This is a genomic window from Pseudomonas sp. B21-028 (assembly GCF_024749045.1).
In the GTDB taxonomy this organism is placed as follows: domain Bacteria; phylum Pseudomonadota; class Gammaproteobacteria; order Pseudomonadales; family Pseudomonadaceae; genus Aquipseudomonas.
The window spans coordinates 4217854-4234426 of record NZ_CP087184.1 but is presented as its reverse complement, the minus strand read 5'-3'; the positions used below and the strand labels follow the sequence as shown (position 1 = coordinate 4234426).

The following is a 16573-nucleotide window of genomic DNA, read 5'->3' as shown; positions in this document are numbered from 1 at the left end:
AGGGAGTTTATATGTCAAGCGAATTTACTTCTGGCAAGGAACTGGCGGAGCAGTACCAAGACTTGGCTCCGTTATCTCAGTATTTAACTAAGCAAACCAGTGACCTTATTGAAAATCGAGGGGATTTAGAAGGTCCTCAATATGAGCAGCTGATGCGAGATACTCTGCAGACGGCTGCGCAGCTTGCTGGTAAATTTAGTGGGAATGGTTTCGCAGGAACTGCGGGGAAAATTATAGATAAACTTTTTGCACTCATTAATTTTGCCGAAGGACAGTTTCCTACCGAAGACGCCAGGAAGGCCCAGAATAGTGTTCTTGATAGTCTATTAGATATGTCGGACACCATGGACAGGTTTTTTGGTGGAGATGGCATCACTCCCGTTAGAGTCGATGGTCCACGCCTCGACGACCCGGCCATGAACGATGTAAACGATCTCAATGATTTACTCAAAAATTTAGGTGATTTAGCTAAAGATCTCGTTCCTCTGCCAAATATAGAAGAGACCGTTAGCGATTTTTCGTTGCGCTTTGAGAGTGCAACGGACCTGATACATAAGAAAGCAACGGATTACGATGAGCAGACAGATGAAGTTTTACAAGGACTTATCGCTAGCGGAGGAGGATGGAAACTTAGCTTTGATCCAGCTAAGTTAAACGTCAATCAGTATGTCAATGGATGGATAAATAACACCTTCACTGCCGCCGCAACTCAAATCCTCGCGGATGGCTACCGGCCGGGTAATGGTAATACGGTTAAGCAGGTTTTCGACTTCAGCCTCCGCAACGCAAGTCAGGGCCTCTCGTACGATCCCGGTAAATTTGGCGCCTTACTCAATTCAGGTAATGCCCAAGCTCGCTTGACGCTGCCAACTGATCCCTTGGTTCTTGATCTCAATGGCGATGGTGTCAGGCTGACCGACTACCTAAGTGCTCCAGTATTGTTTGATGTGGATAACGATGGCGGTAGCCTCGAGGAAACGGGCTGGGTGAGTTCGAACGACGGGATAGTCGTGTACGACCTCAATGGCAATGGCAAGATTGACCATATGGGCGAAACCCTATCCGAATACTTCGGCGGCACGACGGGCACTGCGGGTAACGCGGGCGAGAAGCGTTTCAAGAACGGCTTTGCTGCGCTGAAAAGCTTGGACAGCAATGGTGATGATGTTTTTGACGAGAAAGACGACGCTTGGTCGAGTGTTAAGGTGTGGGTAGATGCCAACGATGATGGCATGAACTGGGACGATGCCAACGGCAATGGCGCTGTCGACACGGGCGAGGCAAGTGAACTGAAGTCATTGGCGGCGCTTGGTATCACGCAGATCAGCCTGATTCATACGGAGCAGAGCGGCGAGGTGCGGGACGGCAACGAAGTATTGGCCCGAGGGACGTTCGTGCAGGACGGTTCGACCAAGGAAGCCATTGCCGCCAACTTCCTGGCCAATCCCAATGGCCATACCTTCACGGTGAGTGGCACGGGGTCTGTCGTGTCGACCCAGGGCGACGGACAAGTTGCTCCGGTCAGCGCCTATACCTCTTTATCAGAGGCGGGCGAAACCATCGATATTGCGCAAAAAGGCGTGAACAACGCTACGGGCGGCTCGGGTAACGATGTTTTGCTCGGTGATGCCGAGACCAATTGGTTGGCCGGGGGGCAGGGTAGCGACACATTCAATGCCGGCGCCGGCGACGATGTTCTGCTGATTGATGCTGACGACTCACCGCTCAATATTCATGGTGGTGCCGGGACCGATATTGTTCAGGTCATTGGCGATCGGGGCGTCAACCTCAATCTGGCCCAGGCCGAAGTAGAGATTGCCCAAGGAGGACGCGGAAATGACGTCTTCATCGGTGGTGGGGCGAGTACGTTCTATATGCGCGGGGGCGATGGCGACGACATCTTGAGGGGCGGAGCGGCCAATGATGCGTTGTCCGGCGAAAATGGTGATGACTTCATCATTGGCGGTGCTGGTAACGATGTGCTGAGAGGGCATCGTGGGAACGACCAGATACAGGGGGAATTTGGAAGTGATCTTATTGATGGTGGACTAGACGACGACAACCTGAGCGGTGGTGCTGGGGATGACGTTCTGATTGGAGGTGCTGGTGATGATATCCTCAACGGTGGAGAGGGTATCGATGTTGTCGAGCTGTCGGGTGAGTTTTCCGAATATCGCTTCACCAAGACCCAGGAGGGGGTTTGGATCAGTGATACGGTGGCGGGTCGAGACGGCACCGATTTCGTCAAGAACGTGGAAAAGGCCAACTTCAAGAGCTTGAAGTTGGTGGATATCCCCAGCAGTACCAGCGAGGGCCTGGAAAACCCATTACCTGCCAAGGACGTACTGAATAAAGATAAGGCGGGCGTTGCGTTTGGTCGCGCCAGTGCACATCTGATCGGCAAAGAGCAACTGCTGAGTAACGATATCGATTGGCAGAACGATGCATTGCACATCGCCGAACTCTTCGATGTGACAGGCGGAACGGCCATTTTGACTCAGGCGGGGGATGTACTGTTTACGCCAGACGCCGACTTTGTCGGCGTGATGAGCTTCAAATACAGCGTGGCCGATGCAAAGGGTAACGTAGCCGCTACCGTTATCGATACAGGAAGTGGCGAGAGCGCAACCATGCGCGCCGCTGTCTTTCTGAAAACCCCCGAATTACCTGATGATCCGTTGGTCACAGATCAGTGGTATCTGTCCCAGGCCAATATCCTGCCGGTCTGGAAAGACTATACCGGCAAAGGTGTCAAAATTGCTCAGATCGAGACTACCAGTTCTTTCGGTACGACCAAGGAAGTTCTCGATTACCGTCATGCCGACCTGAAGGACAACATCGACCAGAGCTGGTTGGCCAACGCAACGCCGGGACAGATGGCGGGCGAAGGCAGTGGCGGCAAGTTCAGCGATCACGCGACCCTTGTGGCAGGAGTGATGGTTGCTGCTCGCAATGGCGAGGGCAGCGTAGGTGTTGCTTATGATGCGACTATTGCAGGGTACTGGATCAATAAGGATGACCTCAGTGGTATGTCCCACATGTATGAATATGATGTGGTGAATAACAGTTGGGGTAGTAGTCATCGCTTCGATCTTAAGTTCACCCCGGCTGAGCTTGGAAAAATGCCAACAACTTACAGGCTGGCCTTGAGCGAAGGCCGCGATGGCCTAGGCACCGTGATTGTCACGGGCGGTGGTAATGACAGGGAAAAGGGCGGCAACACCAACTACTCAAACGTCTCCAACAGCCGCAGCAGCATCATTGTCGGTGCGATCAATGCCACCACTGACTTAGGCGCCCTGCAGTTTGGGGGAAAACCTTTCTCCAGCCCAGGGGCAAGTATCCTGGTCAGCGCGCCCGGCTCGAACGTAACCTCGACTTCGCGGTTGGTGCAGAACGACAACGGTTCCACGTTCGGCGGGGACACCAGCGTTTCCCAAGGCACCAGCTTCGCGGCACCTATCGTTTCCGGCATCGTGGCCCTTATGCTGGAAGCCAATCCAGAACTGGGGTATCGCGATGTCCAGCAGATCCTTGCGCTTTCTGCGCGCAAGGTGGCCGACCCCACGACTTCCTGGCAGGACAACGGCGGCCAGAACTGGAACGGCGGTGGCATGCATGTCAGCCATGACTACGGTTATGGCGAAGTCGATGCCCGCGCTGCGGTTCGCCTGGCGGAAACCTGGAGTCTCCAGCAAACCTTCCACAATGAGTTCAGCCTGATCAAACCGCTGGAGTCGGGTGTGCTCAATCGGACGATTACCGACGGGCAGAGTGGTGGAATCAGTCACTCCCTGACCATGGGCAATGCCAACATCTCCGTCGAGCATGTTGAAGTCAAAGTCAGCCTGACTCATGCGCGGCCAGGCGATCTGATTCTAAAACTGATCTCGCCCTCCGGTACCGAGTCCATTTTGATGAATCGTCCAGGCAAGGTGCCAGGCAGCGCTGCGAGTGATCGTGGCGATAGCGATTTTGATGAGGCGTCCACACTGGACTACGTGTTTGACACAGCGCTCTTGCGTGGCGAGAGCACTCAGGGGAACTGGACACTTCAGGTGATCGACACCGTCACCGGAGACACCGGGACGTTGAACAGCTGGAGTCTGAACGTTTACGGCAAGGGTGGCACGGCTGATGACCAGTATGTGTACACCAACGAGTACGCGAAGTTGGCCGCTTCGGGTGGGCGCAATGTGCTTAACGACACCGACGGAGGCGAGGATACGATCAACGCGGCGGCGATCTCCAGCGCCAGCGTCATCGACCTGTCGAGAGGCGAAGCCACGCTGGCTGGAGCTCGTCTGGCGATTTCCAACCCAGGGCAGATCGAGCATCTGATCGGCGGCGAGTTCGCCGACACGCTGACCGGTAATGCGGCGGACAACCATCTTTCCGGTGGTCGTGGTGACGATACGTTGTCGGGCGGGGCCGGCGTCGACACGCTGATCGGTGGCAAGGGCAGCGACACCTTGACCGGCGGTGCGGACACTGACTATTTCGTGATCGACAAGGCCGCGGGCGACATCGACACTCTCACTGACTTTGTGATCGGCACCGATCGAATCGTCTTGTCCGGTTTTGATGCTGAAGTCTATTCAACGATGACGATTACCCAGCAAGGCGCCGATACTCGGTTGAGTCTGGCGGATGGACAGGTTCTGCTGTTGAAGAATGTCCAGTCCCAAGGTTTAACGCTGAGCAGCTTTGTTCATATTCCGGATGGCGTGCGCATGAGCCAGTTGGAGGCTGCTTCAGGTTATGGTTTCGGACTCAACGGGGTAGCGACCGAGCGCAATTTGCCTAACCTGGACGGAGGCTTCCTGTACTGGACCAACGATGGCGGCGAACGCGTGTTCGGCGGGACCGGCGCCGATACGATCTTGGGTGGCCTGGGCGACGACGTCCTGGTAGGGGAGTCTTCGACGGCAGCGACCGTGGGCGGTAATGACTTTATCGACGGCGGTGAAGGCAACGATGTGGTGCGCGGCAGTGCCGGTGATGACGTGCTCCGTGGCGGTGCCGGGCTGGACTACCTGGGCGGGGATGCTGGTAACGATGTCCTTTACCTGGAGGGCGACCTGGCCGTCAGTGACTATGCCAGCACCACGTTGCTCTCGCCGAACATCAACCTGAGCGGGGCTGCCACACACACGGGGGCTTCCGTTGCGGGTGGTGCCGGCAATGACCGTTTTGTGCTGGTTGAAGATATTCAGGCCAGCGCTTCGCAAGGGGTGATGGCCAACCTGATCGATGACTTTGAAGTCGCCAATACCAACGAGAAGATCGACCTGTCGCAGATTCGTGCGGTGCGTGGATTCTCCGATTTGAATTTCAGCACCGTGACGGTCGACGGTGAGCAATATCTGCGTGTATGGCTCGGTGTCATGGCCAGCGGTACTCAGTACCTGACGCTCAAAGGTGTGGGTGTAGGCCAGTTGTCCGCTGCCAACTTCATTTTTGGCCAGGCGTCCGTCCAGCCCAAGGTGCTAGTGAGCGGAACTGATGCAAACGATCTGCTGGTGGGGGATGCCGGAGGCAATACCCTGGATGGTCGGGCCGGTGCCGATGTCATGGAGGGCCGATTGGGCGATGACACCTACATTGTCGATAACCTCGGCGACGTGGTGAAGGAAGTCGTGGGCGGAGGTTACGACCTGGTCAAGTCCAGCGTCAGCCATGTCCTGGCCGACGAAGTCGAGTCCTTGCAGTTGCAGGGCAGCGCCGCGATCAATGGCACCGGCAACGGGCTGTCCAACCGTCTGGTGGGCAACAGTGCAAATAATGTTCTGGATGGTGCCGGCGGCTCCGATGTGATGATCGGCGGCCTGGGTGATGATACCTATGTGGTGGATGATGGTTCCGACCGGATCGTCGAGTCCGAAGGCGAGGGTACGGATACCGTCAACTCATCGGTTTCCTTCACGTTGGCCAATCACCTGGAAAACCTGAGCCTGACGGGGCATGCGGCAATCAATGCCACGGGTAACGCGACCAACAACATCTTGCGTGGCAACACTGCGGATAACCGCCTCGACGGTGCCCAAGGTGCGGACCGAATGGTCGGTGGCATGGGGAACGACACTTACTTCGTGGATAACGTCGGTGACATCGTCGTCGAGGACGCTGACCGTGGCAACGACAAGGTCATTTCCACCATCGACTACACCCTGACAAACAACGTCGAAATGCTGACGCTGTCTGGCCCTGCCTTGAATGGAAGCGGAAATGCACTGGCTAATGAACTGATCGGCAACGAGCTCAATAACCGCTTGTACGGTGGTGCGGGCGATGACTTCTTGCAGGGAGGAAAAGGTAATGATCGCTATGTGTTCGGCGTCGGCCATGGCCAGGATCGCATCAATGAAGATCTGGACGTCGGGGGTGGCACCGACACTATTGTGTTCGAAGCCGGTATTCAGGAGAGCGACGTCGCTGTCGACCACTCTGCGCAAGGTATGGTGCTGCGCCTGAACGACGGCCAGCAGATCATTTCCGGCTGGACTGCCGCACGCGGTCACAGCGTCGAGCGCATCGAATTCGCCAATGGTACGGTCTGGAACACCGCGACAATGTCGACCCAGGCCAACCGGGCGCCAACCGTGTCGACAGCGGTCGCCGATCAGAAGGTTGCAGAGGACAGCGGTTTTGTTCTGACGCTTGCGGCCAATACATTTATCGATGCGGATACGGGCGATTCCCTCCAACTGAGCGCAACCCTGGCCGACGGTAAACCGTTGCCTGTCTGGTTGAGATTTGACGCCAAGACCCGAACTTTCAACGGCACGCCGGATAACGACGCTGTTGGTCATTTGTCGATCCGAGTCACGGCAACTGACAAAGCTGGGCTATTTGTCAGCGATAGCTTTGAGGTCCAGGTCAGCAATACCAACGACGCGCCAACTCTGGTTAAGGCTATCGCCGATCAGTCCGCGACCGAAGGGGCGCTTTTGACGTTCGTGCTGCCGGCAACGACTTTCGCTGATGTGGATGTAGCGGATGCGTTAAGTATCACGGCGCAATCGGCCAACGGTCAGGCGCTTCCCGGCTGGTTGTCTTACGACGCCATCAGCCGGACGTTCAGCGGTACTCCGGGCAACGCGAATGTCGGCAAACTGGCCATTCGCGTCCAAGCAATGGACAAAGCTGGCGCGACGGTTTCCGATACTTTCGAAATCGATGTGCAGAACGTCAACAATACGCCGACCGTCAATTTCGGTATCGCGGATCAGGTGGTGGGCGAAGATACCCGATTCAACTTCACTGTTGCGGCAAACAGTTTCAGCGATATCGATGCGGGTGATTCCCTGAGCCTGGTTGCGACCACCGTCAACGGCGGAGCGCTGCCGAGCTGGTTGAGCTTCGACGCGCTTACCCGGACGTTCTCGGGTGTGCCAACCAACAGCGACGTGGGTCTGCAAGCAATCAAGGTGACTGCTACCGACAAGGTCGGCGCCACCACGTCGGACATTTTCAATCTGACCGTTGCCAACGCGAACGATGCTCCACAACTCGTTAATGGGGTCGCTGATCTCAGTATCCAGAATGGTCAGGCGCTCAGCTACATGCTGCCGGCCAATGCGTTCACAGATATCGACGCCGGGGACCGACTGAGTTACCAGGCCACTTTGGCCAATGGGGCGGCGCTTCCTGCGTGGCTGGTATTCGATGCAGCCACTCGAACCTTCAGTGGCACTCCTACAGAGACTGGAACTGTCTCGGTCAAAGTTTCGGCGGTGGATCTGTCCGCTGCTGCTGCCAGTGATGTGTTCGATATCGTCGTCAGTGCCCAGACCGTCATCAACGGAACCCAAAGCGGTGAGACCCTCAGTGGGGATGCCTTGGGCAACATCATCAATGGGCTGGGCGGTGACGACACGATTAGTGGTCGGGACGGCAATGATGTACTGAGCGGAGGTGATGGTGTCGACTGGATCTCCGGTGGGAACGGCAACGATATCTTGGACGGTGGCACCGGTAATGACAGTCTGCGGGGCGATTCTGGGAATGACACCTATCGGTTCTACCGAGGTATGGGGCAGGACAGCGTCACCGATTTTGACTGGACGGTCGGCAACGTCGATACCATCAAGGTCGCGGCTGATATTGCCCCGGCGGACGTGATCATCAGTCGGGACCAGACTTATCTCACACTTGCGATCAAAGGGACGACCGATAAATTGTCGATCACCTTCTTCAATAGTTCGAATTACATAGTGGAGCGCGTCGAATTCGCCGACGGGACTGTCTGGGGCATCGATGCCCTCAAGGAAATGACCAAAGGCGTCGCCAGTAGTGCTGCCGATACCTTGTTCGGCGACTCTGGGGCGGATGTACTCGATGGGCTTGAGGGGGACGACAAGGTCTACGGCGAAGCAGGTGACGATAGACTGGAAGGAGGAACAGGTGACGACTCGTTGGGAGGAGACGATGGCGATGACGTCCTCAATGGTGGTGCGGGCGACGATTATCTGAACGGCGATAACGGCAATGACCGCCTCGATGGCGGTATCGGTAACGATCAGTTGTCGGGGGGGAGAGGCAATGATACCTATCTTTTCTATAGGGGAATGGGTCAGGACATTGTCCGCGAGTTCGATTTGACCTCTGGAAACAGCGATACGATCAAGGTCGCCGCCGACATCAATCCCGGTGATGTCATGGTCAAACGCGAGGGGAGCGATGTTTACCTCGCCATCAAGAACACCACTGATCGGATGACGATCTACAGTTACACCGACGCCAACTATCAGGTTGAACGCGTCGAATTTGTAGACGGCACCGTCTGGTCCGTTAATGATCTCAAGCGCTTGTCGGTAGAGGCTGCCACCAACGGCGCCGATACGCTGTACGGCGACGAAGCCAATGATCAGTTGGACGGGCTTGACGGTAATGACAAGTTATCGGGCCTGGTTGGTAATGATGTGCTCAACGGCGGAGCGGGTCAGGACACGCTTGAAGGCGGGTCAGGGCTGGATACACTGGACGGTGGGGCGGGTAATGACTCGCTGTACGGAGGCTCCGGCAACGACATCTATCTCTTTCAGCGTGGTGGTGGCCAGGATGTAATTTCCGATCGCGACTGGAGCGCGGGCAATATTGACGTGATCAAGTTAGCCCAAGGGATCAGTCCGAGCGACATCAAGGTTGCACGTGTAGGCTACAACCTGGAACTGACGATCCTCGGTACCACCGACAAGCTGACCGTCAGCGAGTGGTTCTCTTCCACTGACTCGCAGATCGAACAGGTCCAGTTCGCCGACGGTACGCACTGGGATGTCGCAACCCTGAAAGCCCTGTCTAGGGGCGTGGCGTCTGAAGGCAATGATGTCCTGCAGGGCGAAGAGTCTAGCGCCGATATCCTCAACGGATTGGGGGGGGATGACTCGCTCTATGGATTGTCAGGCAATGATGCGCTGAGCGGTGGCGCCGGCACCGACAAGCTCTTTGGTGGCGCAGGTATGGACACGCTCGATGGTGGCGCCGGCAATGACTTCCTTTATGGTGATGTTGGTAACGATACCTATCTGTTCTACCGCGGTGCCGGGCAGGATTCGATAAGTGAGTACGATTCTTCGGTGGGTAACTTGGATACGATCAAGATAGGGGCAGGCCTCAAGCCGTCCGATATCCGGCTCAGTCGTGACACCAGCAACCTTTTCTTCGGCATTGCAGGAACAACCGACAAGCTGATCGCTTCCTACTGGTTCTCCAACAGCGCGTACCGGATCGAGCAGATCCAGTTCGACGACGGAACCCTTTGGAATGCCGACACTATCAAGAGCATGACCAAGGGCACGTCAACCTCGGGTAGCGATGCGCTGTTTGGCGAGGATGTACTAGCTGACTCGTTAAGTGGCCTTGACGGCGATGACAAGCTTTACGGGCTGAGCGGTAACGATACGCTATCAGGTGATAACGGCGCCGATGAGCTGAGCGGTGGTGAAGGCTCCGACACCTTGCTGGGTGGGGCTGGTAATGATCGGTTGTATGGTGACACAGGCGCCGACACCCTGTCAGGCGGGACGGGCAATGATCAGTTGAATGGGGAGCGCGGCAATGATCTTTATCAATTCGAACGAGGAGGCGGCCAGGACGTTATCGACGATTTCGACCCGGACGCCAACACCGATGTGTTGCAGTTCGGTGCCGGTATTTCTGCCAATCAACTCTGGTTCAGCAAAAACGGCTGGGACCTGGAGGTGAGTGTCATCGGCACGGCCGATAAAGTAACGATCTCTAAATGGTCTTTCTGGGGGGCTGGCAGCTGGGAAAAAGCTCAGCATATCGAGCAGTTCCGCACAGCCGATGGCAAGGTACTGTTGGAAAACCAGGTCGATCAGCTAGTGGGTGCCATGGCTGCTTTCGCGCCGCCAGCACCGGGTGAGACTTCGTTGCCCCAGAACTACCAAGCCTCGCTGAATGCGGTGATTGCCAGCAATTGGCAATAACGATCCAAACTGCCGCGCCTTAGGGCGCGGCAGTTTCGTTGATTGTATGGTTCGAGCGCGGTGATGAAATCTATAACCAATACAGGAGTCATCACTGATGACGCCTTTCGGAGTTCGTCGTGAACATTTCGACTACACGATCATAGAGGAGACGCACCATGGACCGATTCACCGGCGGCTGCCTGTGCGGCAACGTCCGTTTCGAAGCTTCGGGGCGCCCTTATCGGGTCGGCCTCTGCCACTGTCTCGACTGTCGCAAGCACCATGGCGCGCTTTTTTACGCAGCAGCCATGTTCCCCCAGGAGGCGGTGAAGATCGAAGGCGAAACCCGCGATTACGCCGGTCGCTTCTTTTGCCCCCGCTGCGGCTCGCCGGTCTTTGCCCGCAGCGGTGACGAGATCGAAGTGAACCTGGGAAGCCTGGATGCCCCTGACCAGTTGATGCCTACCTACGAATGCTGGACCGTGCGTCGCGAGGCCTGGTTGCCGGCGTTTCCCTTGACACGATACGAGCATGATCGTGCCGGGAAAGGTCGGTCCGAGGCGTAGGGCGATCAGGCAAACCCGATGATCGCCTTGATCTCCAGATATTCCTCGAACCCGTGGACTCCATATTCACGGCCGTTTCCTGAGCGCTTGTACCCGCCGAACGGGGCCATGGGGTTCCACGCCGGATAGTTCAACAGCACTTGTCCGGAGCGGATGCGCGAGGCAACGGCGCGCGCCAGTTCCAGGTCCTGGGACTGGACGTGGGCACCAAGCCCATAGACGCTGTCGTTCGCGATCGCGACTGCTTCATCCACGGTGTCGTAAGGGATGATGCACAGCACCGGTCCGAAGATCTCTTCCTGGGCAATGTGCATGGCGCTGCTGACGTCCGAGAAAATGGTCGGTCGGGTGTAGAAACCCTTCTCGAAACCTTGCACGCGTCCTGGTCCGCCGCAAATCAGTTTTGCACCCTCGGCGATGCCCGTCTCGATCATCGTCTGCACGCGCTTGAACTGGGGTTCGTTGGCGATCGGGCCGAGTACCGTGTCTTCCGATCGAGGGTCTCCAACGATGATCGCATTGGCCGTCGCGGCGGCCAGTGCTTCGACTTCCGCCAGCCGGTTGCGGGGCACGATCATCCGGGTAGGCGCACTGCATGACTGACCGACGTTACGGAACGCCGACATCACGCCGGGTGGTACGGCCTTGGCGAAGTCAGTGTCCGGCAAGAGTATATTGGGCGATTTGCCGCCCAGTTCCTGGGTGACGCGCTTCGCCGTGGGGGCGGCTGCCTGGGCTACCAGGGCACCCGCACGGTTGGAGCCGGTGATGGAGATCATGTCGATATCGGGGTGTGCTGCCATGGCTGCGCCGACGTCGACACCGCTGCCGTTCACCAGGTTGAACACGCCTGGTGGAAGGCCGGCGTCATGCAGCAGTTGGGCGAATAGCAGGGCGCTCAGGGGCGAGAGTTCGCTGGGTTTGAGCACCACGGTGCAGCCGGCGGCAATTGCCGGGGCGACTTTGGCGGTGATCTGGTAGAGCGGCCAGTTCCATGGCGTGATAAGGGCGCAGACACCAATGGCCTCGCGTTGAATGGCGGTGCCATTTTCGACCTTCTGAAATTGATACGTGGACAGCACATCCCGGGCCACCCGAACGTGTTCGGCGGCCAGCGGCACCTGCATGGACCGCGCGAAGCCAATGGCCGCGCCCATTTCCAGCGACAATGCCTGGGCCAGCACTTCCTTGCGCTCAAGGAGCAGCTCATGAATCTTTCCCAAAATCGAAACGCGGGTTTCCACCGAGGTGGCGGACCAATCGGCAAACGCGGTGCGCGCGGCCGCCACTGCCCGGTCGACATCTTCGGTGGAACCCCGAGCGACTTCGGCGACAACTTCCTCGGTGGCCGGATTGACCACCTGCTGTGTTGCCAGGTGGGCCGGCGACGACCACATGCCGTTGATATAAAACTGCCGACACATTTGTGGGTCGACGCCGTAGCGGTTCGAAAATTGGGTAGTCATGCAATGGGCTCCCATTGAGTGGTGAAAGCGCTGCCAGCAGCAGATCGTGATGTCGTGTCTGCTCAATAAACTAACAAGGCGGCCCTGGTGAGGTATGCCGTTCTTGAGGTTGGCGAAGGAGAATCTGCTGTATATCGAGTCAACCTCACGAGAACGTAATGCAGAACGACTCGAGGCCGCGCCGCGGCAGGATCACGCGCTTGCGGCATGGGGCGATGCCAGCATCAGTCGGCATTCAGGGGACAAGGCCACCGGTGATATTTGCCGACACTGATGGCGATTGGCGTTCAGTACTTTTTGGCCTGGTCCGTAGGGTGTTCTTCAACGGCTGACTTGTTGTCATCTCCCATGGCCTTGCGGAATCCCTTGATCGTGTCGCCGATATCCGAGCCCAACCCCCTCAGGCGTTTGGTGCCGAACAGCATGATCACGATCAGCAGGATGATCAGAAATTTGCCGATACTGATGCCGCCTATTCCCATGATGTGCGCTCCGTAATGAGTGGTCGATGGATCGGGGAAGGATGAATGCTCACGCCAGCATGGACATGACGGCGTTGTACGCGCCGGGCTTTTCGCCGCGGACCGAATGTGAATGGTGCCCGCGGATCGATATCGTCCGCCGGCACCCAATATCGCTCGCGTTACTTGACGGCGTAGAACTTGCGAACGTAGACGGTGCTCTTCCAGGCGCATGGCACGCCCTTGGGCACGAATACTGTATCGCCGGTGTTGACCACCAGCTCGCTGCCGTCCGCCGCCTGCAGGGTGACGCTGCCTTCGATCAGGTGCATCAGCTCATGCAGCTTGTGGGGGCGCGACCGGCGCGTATAGGGTGTCGAGTCCCAGACGCCGATGAGCAGATTGGTCGGTTCTTCGACGAACATGCCGTGTGAGCGGCATTGCGGTGTCGAGCTGATCAGAATCTCGGCATCCGGCGGAATGGAGGGTGAGAGCGCGGCGAGCGGGTCGAGCAGCGTGAGACCTGGATTGCGCTCGCCGATGTTCTGGATATCGGCGCAGAACGCCCAAACGGCGTCCCCTTGCACCTCAACCCGTAGCGGCGAGCCGCGGCCGATCACGGCGCTGTCGCCGGGGCCCAACTCCAAGGTGCTGCCCAGGCTCTGCAGGGTGACCCGTCCGGAATGGACGACGATCATCTCGGCATAAGGATACTCATCGGTGCTGAATTGTCCGCTGGCTTCGACCACGCCGGCAGTGATATCACCCGGACTGGTATAGGCGGTTCTGCGCTGCGCACCGAAGGGATCTCCCGCGCTCAAGGGGCCAGCGGTGAATGTGGTCGGGACAGGGGTGCCGTCGGCGCGTGCCAGCAGCACTGAGGTGGGCTCTAACATCAGGAGATCTCCAGGTGGGAATGGGTCGCGGTAGGTGGGTGTACGTTGAGGCCGTCAGCCAATGGCCTGGCTGACGACGGCGAATTGCTTGACGCCGTCGGCAGACTGAGGGGGTGTCCCGCGCGCCATCTGTGCGACCTTGTCGACCTGTTTCAGACCCGCTGCGTCGAGCCAATCGGACAGGCCGTGATCGGCCGGCGTGTCGATACGGACGAACTCATCCGGCACCTGCGCCAACAGCGCGGCTATCAGGTGTTTGGCCTGCTCGGGATTCTGCGCAATGACTGGGCCGATACAGTGGCCGCGGCCGAAGGCGCGCTGGATCGCGAAGGCGCATAGTTGGCCGTCGCGCTCGATACCGACGGCATGTTCGACCGCATCGAACAGGTCGGTGAGTACGGTTTCCCGGTCCAGACCGCTGCCCGCATTGGCCAGTTCGAGTAGGCGAGCCCGATCGGCTACGGTCAAGGGCCGGCACTGCTCACCGGCTGACAGGGCAGGGGTATCGTGAGCTTGCGCCTGGCCCTGATGCTGGTGGATATGGCCGAACTCGACAAAACCCTGGCTGACATAAAGCGGGGCACCCGCCAGTGTGGCGTTGAGGATAGCGGTGCGCGGCGTGCTGGCCTCCAGGGCCAGATCCATCAGTTTGCGACCGATGCCTTGGCCTTGGTAATCATCACTGACGATAACCAGGCCGATGGTGGCGTAAGCACCCTGTGGGCAAGTGAATGCGGTACCGATCAAGCGGTCGCTGTCTTCGACGACGAAGCCCTCGGCGATACGCTGCAGCATGGCCCAGTCCTCCAGGCGGTGAGGCCACTTCAATCGGACCGACAAGGCGTGGGCTGCCGCTACATCGGCGGCGGTCATGGGACGATAACGATACGAGGGCTTCTGCGAGACGGACATGGCAGGTCTCCGTTAAGGGGGGGACAGTGGCAAGTTTTCACCGGCGATAACGGCTATATCCCACTTGCTACGAGCCCTGACAAGGGGTTGGAGTCAATTCGGCAGAATCCCCAAGTGACAGCTTTGCAGACCCTATTTATTACTTAAATGAGACTCACCATCAGCAATAAATACTTGGCTGTTTGTCGCGAGGATGAGTCGGCTTTACCCCTCACAGGGCGGCGTCGACGCACTCCGGGCGCGGCAAGATCCACCTGAGCCTTCAATAAGTTCATCTCCAAAAAAAAAGCGCCCGGATGGGCGCTCAAGGCAAAGGGAGCGTGGAAAAAGCCTTCAAGAAAACCGGTCGACTCACGAGCGGAAAAGCCGACCGGGAGAAACCGTTACAAGATGCTCAGTGGGTATTCGACGATCAGACGCACCTCATCCACATCGGTTTCATACGAGCTGGAGCGATGGGTGGCCTGGCGCAGGCGCAAGGACAGGTCCTTGGCCGAACCTGACTGGACCACGTATTTGGCTTCGATATCGCGTTCCCACTGCTTCTCGTCGTCAGCACCGGCACGGAAATAGGAACCGTTGGGATCGGCTTTGGTGAAATCGATCTGGTCGCCCTTGACGTAGCGGGTCATGAGGCTCAGGCCTGGTACACCGAAACTGGCCATGTCGATGTCGTAGCGGATCTGCATGGAGCGCTCGTTGGGGCTGTTGAAGTCGGAGTACTGCACCGAGTTCGCCAACCAGATCGAGTCGACACCGATATAGTCGAAGGTCTCGTCGCCATCGATCTTCTGATAGGCCAGGCTGAGCTTGTGCGGGCCGAAGGTATAGGCGGCCTTGGCCGACCAGCTGGTGGTGTCGATCTTGCCGGCGCGGGCTTGCCCCTCGTCACTGGTCTTGTAGGCGGTCAGGCCGAAGTTCAATGACTGTTTGTCGGCCAGCGGCAGGGTGTAGGAAGCGCTGCCGAAGTATTGGCGCCAGACCTCTTCGGCCCTGCTGGTGTAGGCCATCAGGCGGAGATTGTCGTTGACCTTGTAGGAGCCGCCGGCGAAGTCGAGGCTGTCGGCTTCGACACCTGCATAGCTGGTGACCAGCTTGTCATTGGAGTTGGTCGAATTCCTGCCGTTGTACGCGGTGAAGTGACCGGCCTCGAGGAAAAGATCATCGAACTCTTTGCTCGACAGCTGGAAGCCGGTGGCCACTTCCGGCAACAGGCGGTTGTCACCCATGGCGAATACCGGGGCGGTCGGTCGCTGTTCGCCGTACTTCAATACAGTGGAGGAGACGCGCATTTTCACTGCTCCCCCGATTTCGCCGTAGGCGTCCGGCACATTGGCATCGGAGGTTTGGTTGTTGCTGATAGGCAGCAGACCGTTGCCGGTCCGGCCGCGGCCGGTGTCCAACTTGGCCCCGCCGTAAGCGAAGGCATCGGTGCCGAAGCCAATGGTGCCTTGGGTGAAGCCTGATGCGAAGTTGAGCATGGCGCCCTGTGCCCACTCTTCACGGTAGCCATTGCGCTCACTGGCCGGCTTGGCGCCGTTGATGCCCTGACTATTGCTGCCGCCGTTGCGCATGTCGCGGTTCATGTAGAAGTTACGGTTGAGCAGGTTCAGACTGCTCTCCTCGACAAACCCCTTGGCCTCCTCCTGCTGACCGGCGACGGCCAGTTGCGAGACCGTGGCGGTGACGGCCAGGGCGAGACAGCTGTGTTTCACGACATTCATGGGTGACTCCAGTGATTTTCTTATTGGTTTTCGTTGCCCTTGCGGTGGACAACGTGTCTGCGGCAGAACCGGCTCCGGGACAATTTCGCGAGAGTGACGAGCCCTGACGGTCAGC

The 16573-nt window shown here is 57.9% G+C and carries 7 protein-coding genes; 2 read left to right on the top strand and 5 right to left on the bottom strand.

Annotated features, from left to right (window positions below; all coding sequences use genetic code 11):
- Positions 1-11 precede the first annotated feature (11 nt).
- Together LOY35_RS28420 and LOY35_RS17805 are read left to right on the top strand one after the other, a co-directional pair.
- Positions 12-10451 carry a putative Ig domain-containing protein gene (locus LOY35_RS28420; RefSeq protein WP_309475887.1) on the top strand — a complete coding sequence of 3480 codons (10440 nt, stop codon included), beginning with the start codon at positions 12-14 and terminating at the stop codon, positions 10449-10451.
- A 158-nt stretch (positions 10452-10609) separates the two neighbouring features.
- Positions 10610-10999 (top strand): GFA family protein, encoded by a 390-nt coding sequence (locus LOY35_RS17805; RefSeq protein WP_258625264.1) that lies wholly within the window; start codon positions 10610-10612, stop codon positions 10997-10999.
- Between the two features lie 5 nt (positions 11000-11004).
- Here the strand turns inward: LOY35_RS17805 and LOY35_RS17800 are convergent, their stop codons facing one another.
- From LOY35_RS17800 to LOY35_RS17780, 5 genes are all read right to left on the bottom strand, one after another.
- Complete coding sequence (locus LOY35_RS17800; protein ID WP_258625262.1) at positions 11005-12465, bottom strand: aldehyde dehydrogenase family protein; 1461 nt, start codon at positions 12463-12465, stop codon at positions 11005-11007.
- A gap of 287 nt (positions 12466-12752) precedes the next feature.
- A complete protein-coding gene (gene tatA, locus LOY35_RS17795) occupies positions 12753-12947 on the bottom strand; it encodes a twin-arginine translocase TatA/TatE family subunit (protein ID WP_258625261.1) in 195 nt (64 codons plus the stop codon).
- A gap of 161 nt (positions 12948-13108) precedes the next feature.
- Entirely contained in the window at positions 13109-13822 is a 714-nt protein-coding gene (locus LOY35_RS17790) for a cupin domain-containing protein (protein ID WP_258625259.1), read from the bottom strand.
- A 54-nt stretch (positions 13823-13876) separates the two neighbouring features.
- Positions 13877-14734 (bottom strand): GNAT family N-acetyltransferase, encoded by an 858-nt coding sequence (locus tag LOY35_RS17785; RefSeq protein ID WP_258625256.1) that lies wholly within the window; start codon positions 14732-14734, stop codon positions 13877-13879.
- A gap of 383 nt (positions 14735-15117) precedes the next feature.
- Positions 15118-16458, bottom strand: a complete 1341-nt coding sequence (locus LOY35_RS17780; protein WP_258625254.1) for an OprD family porin — start codon at positions 16456-16458, stop codon at positions 15118-15120.
- Positions 16459-16573: the final 115 nt, after the last annotated feature.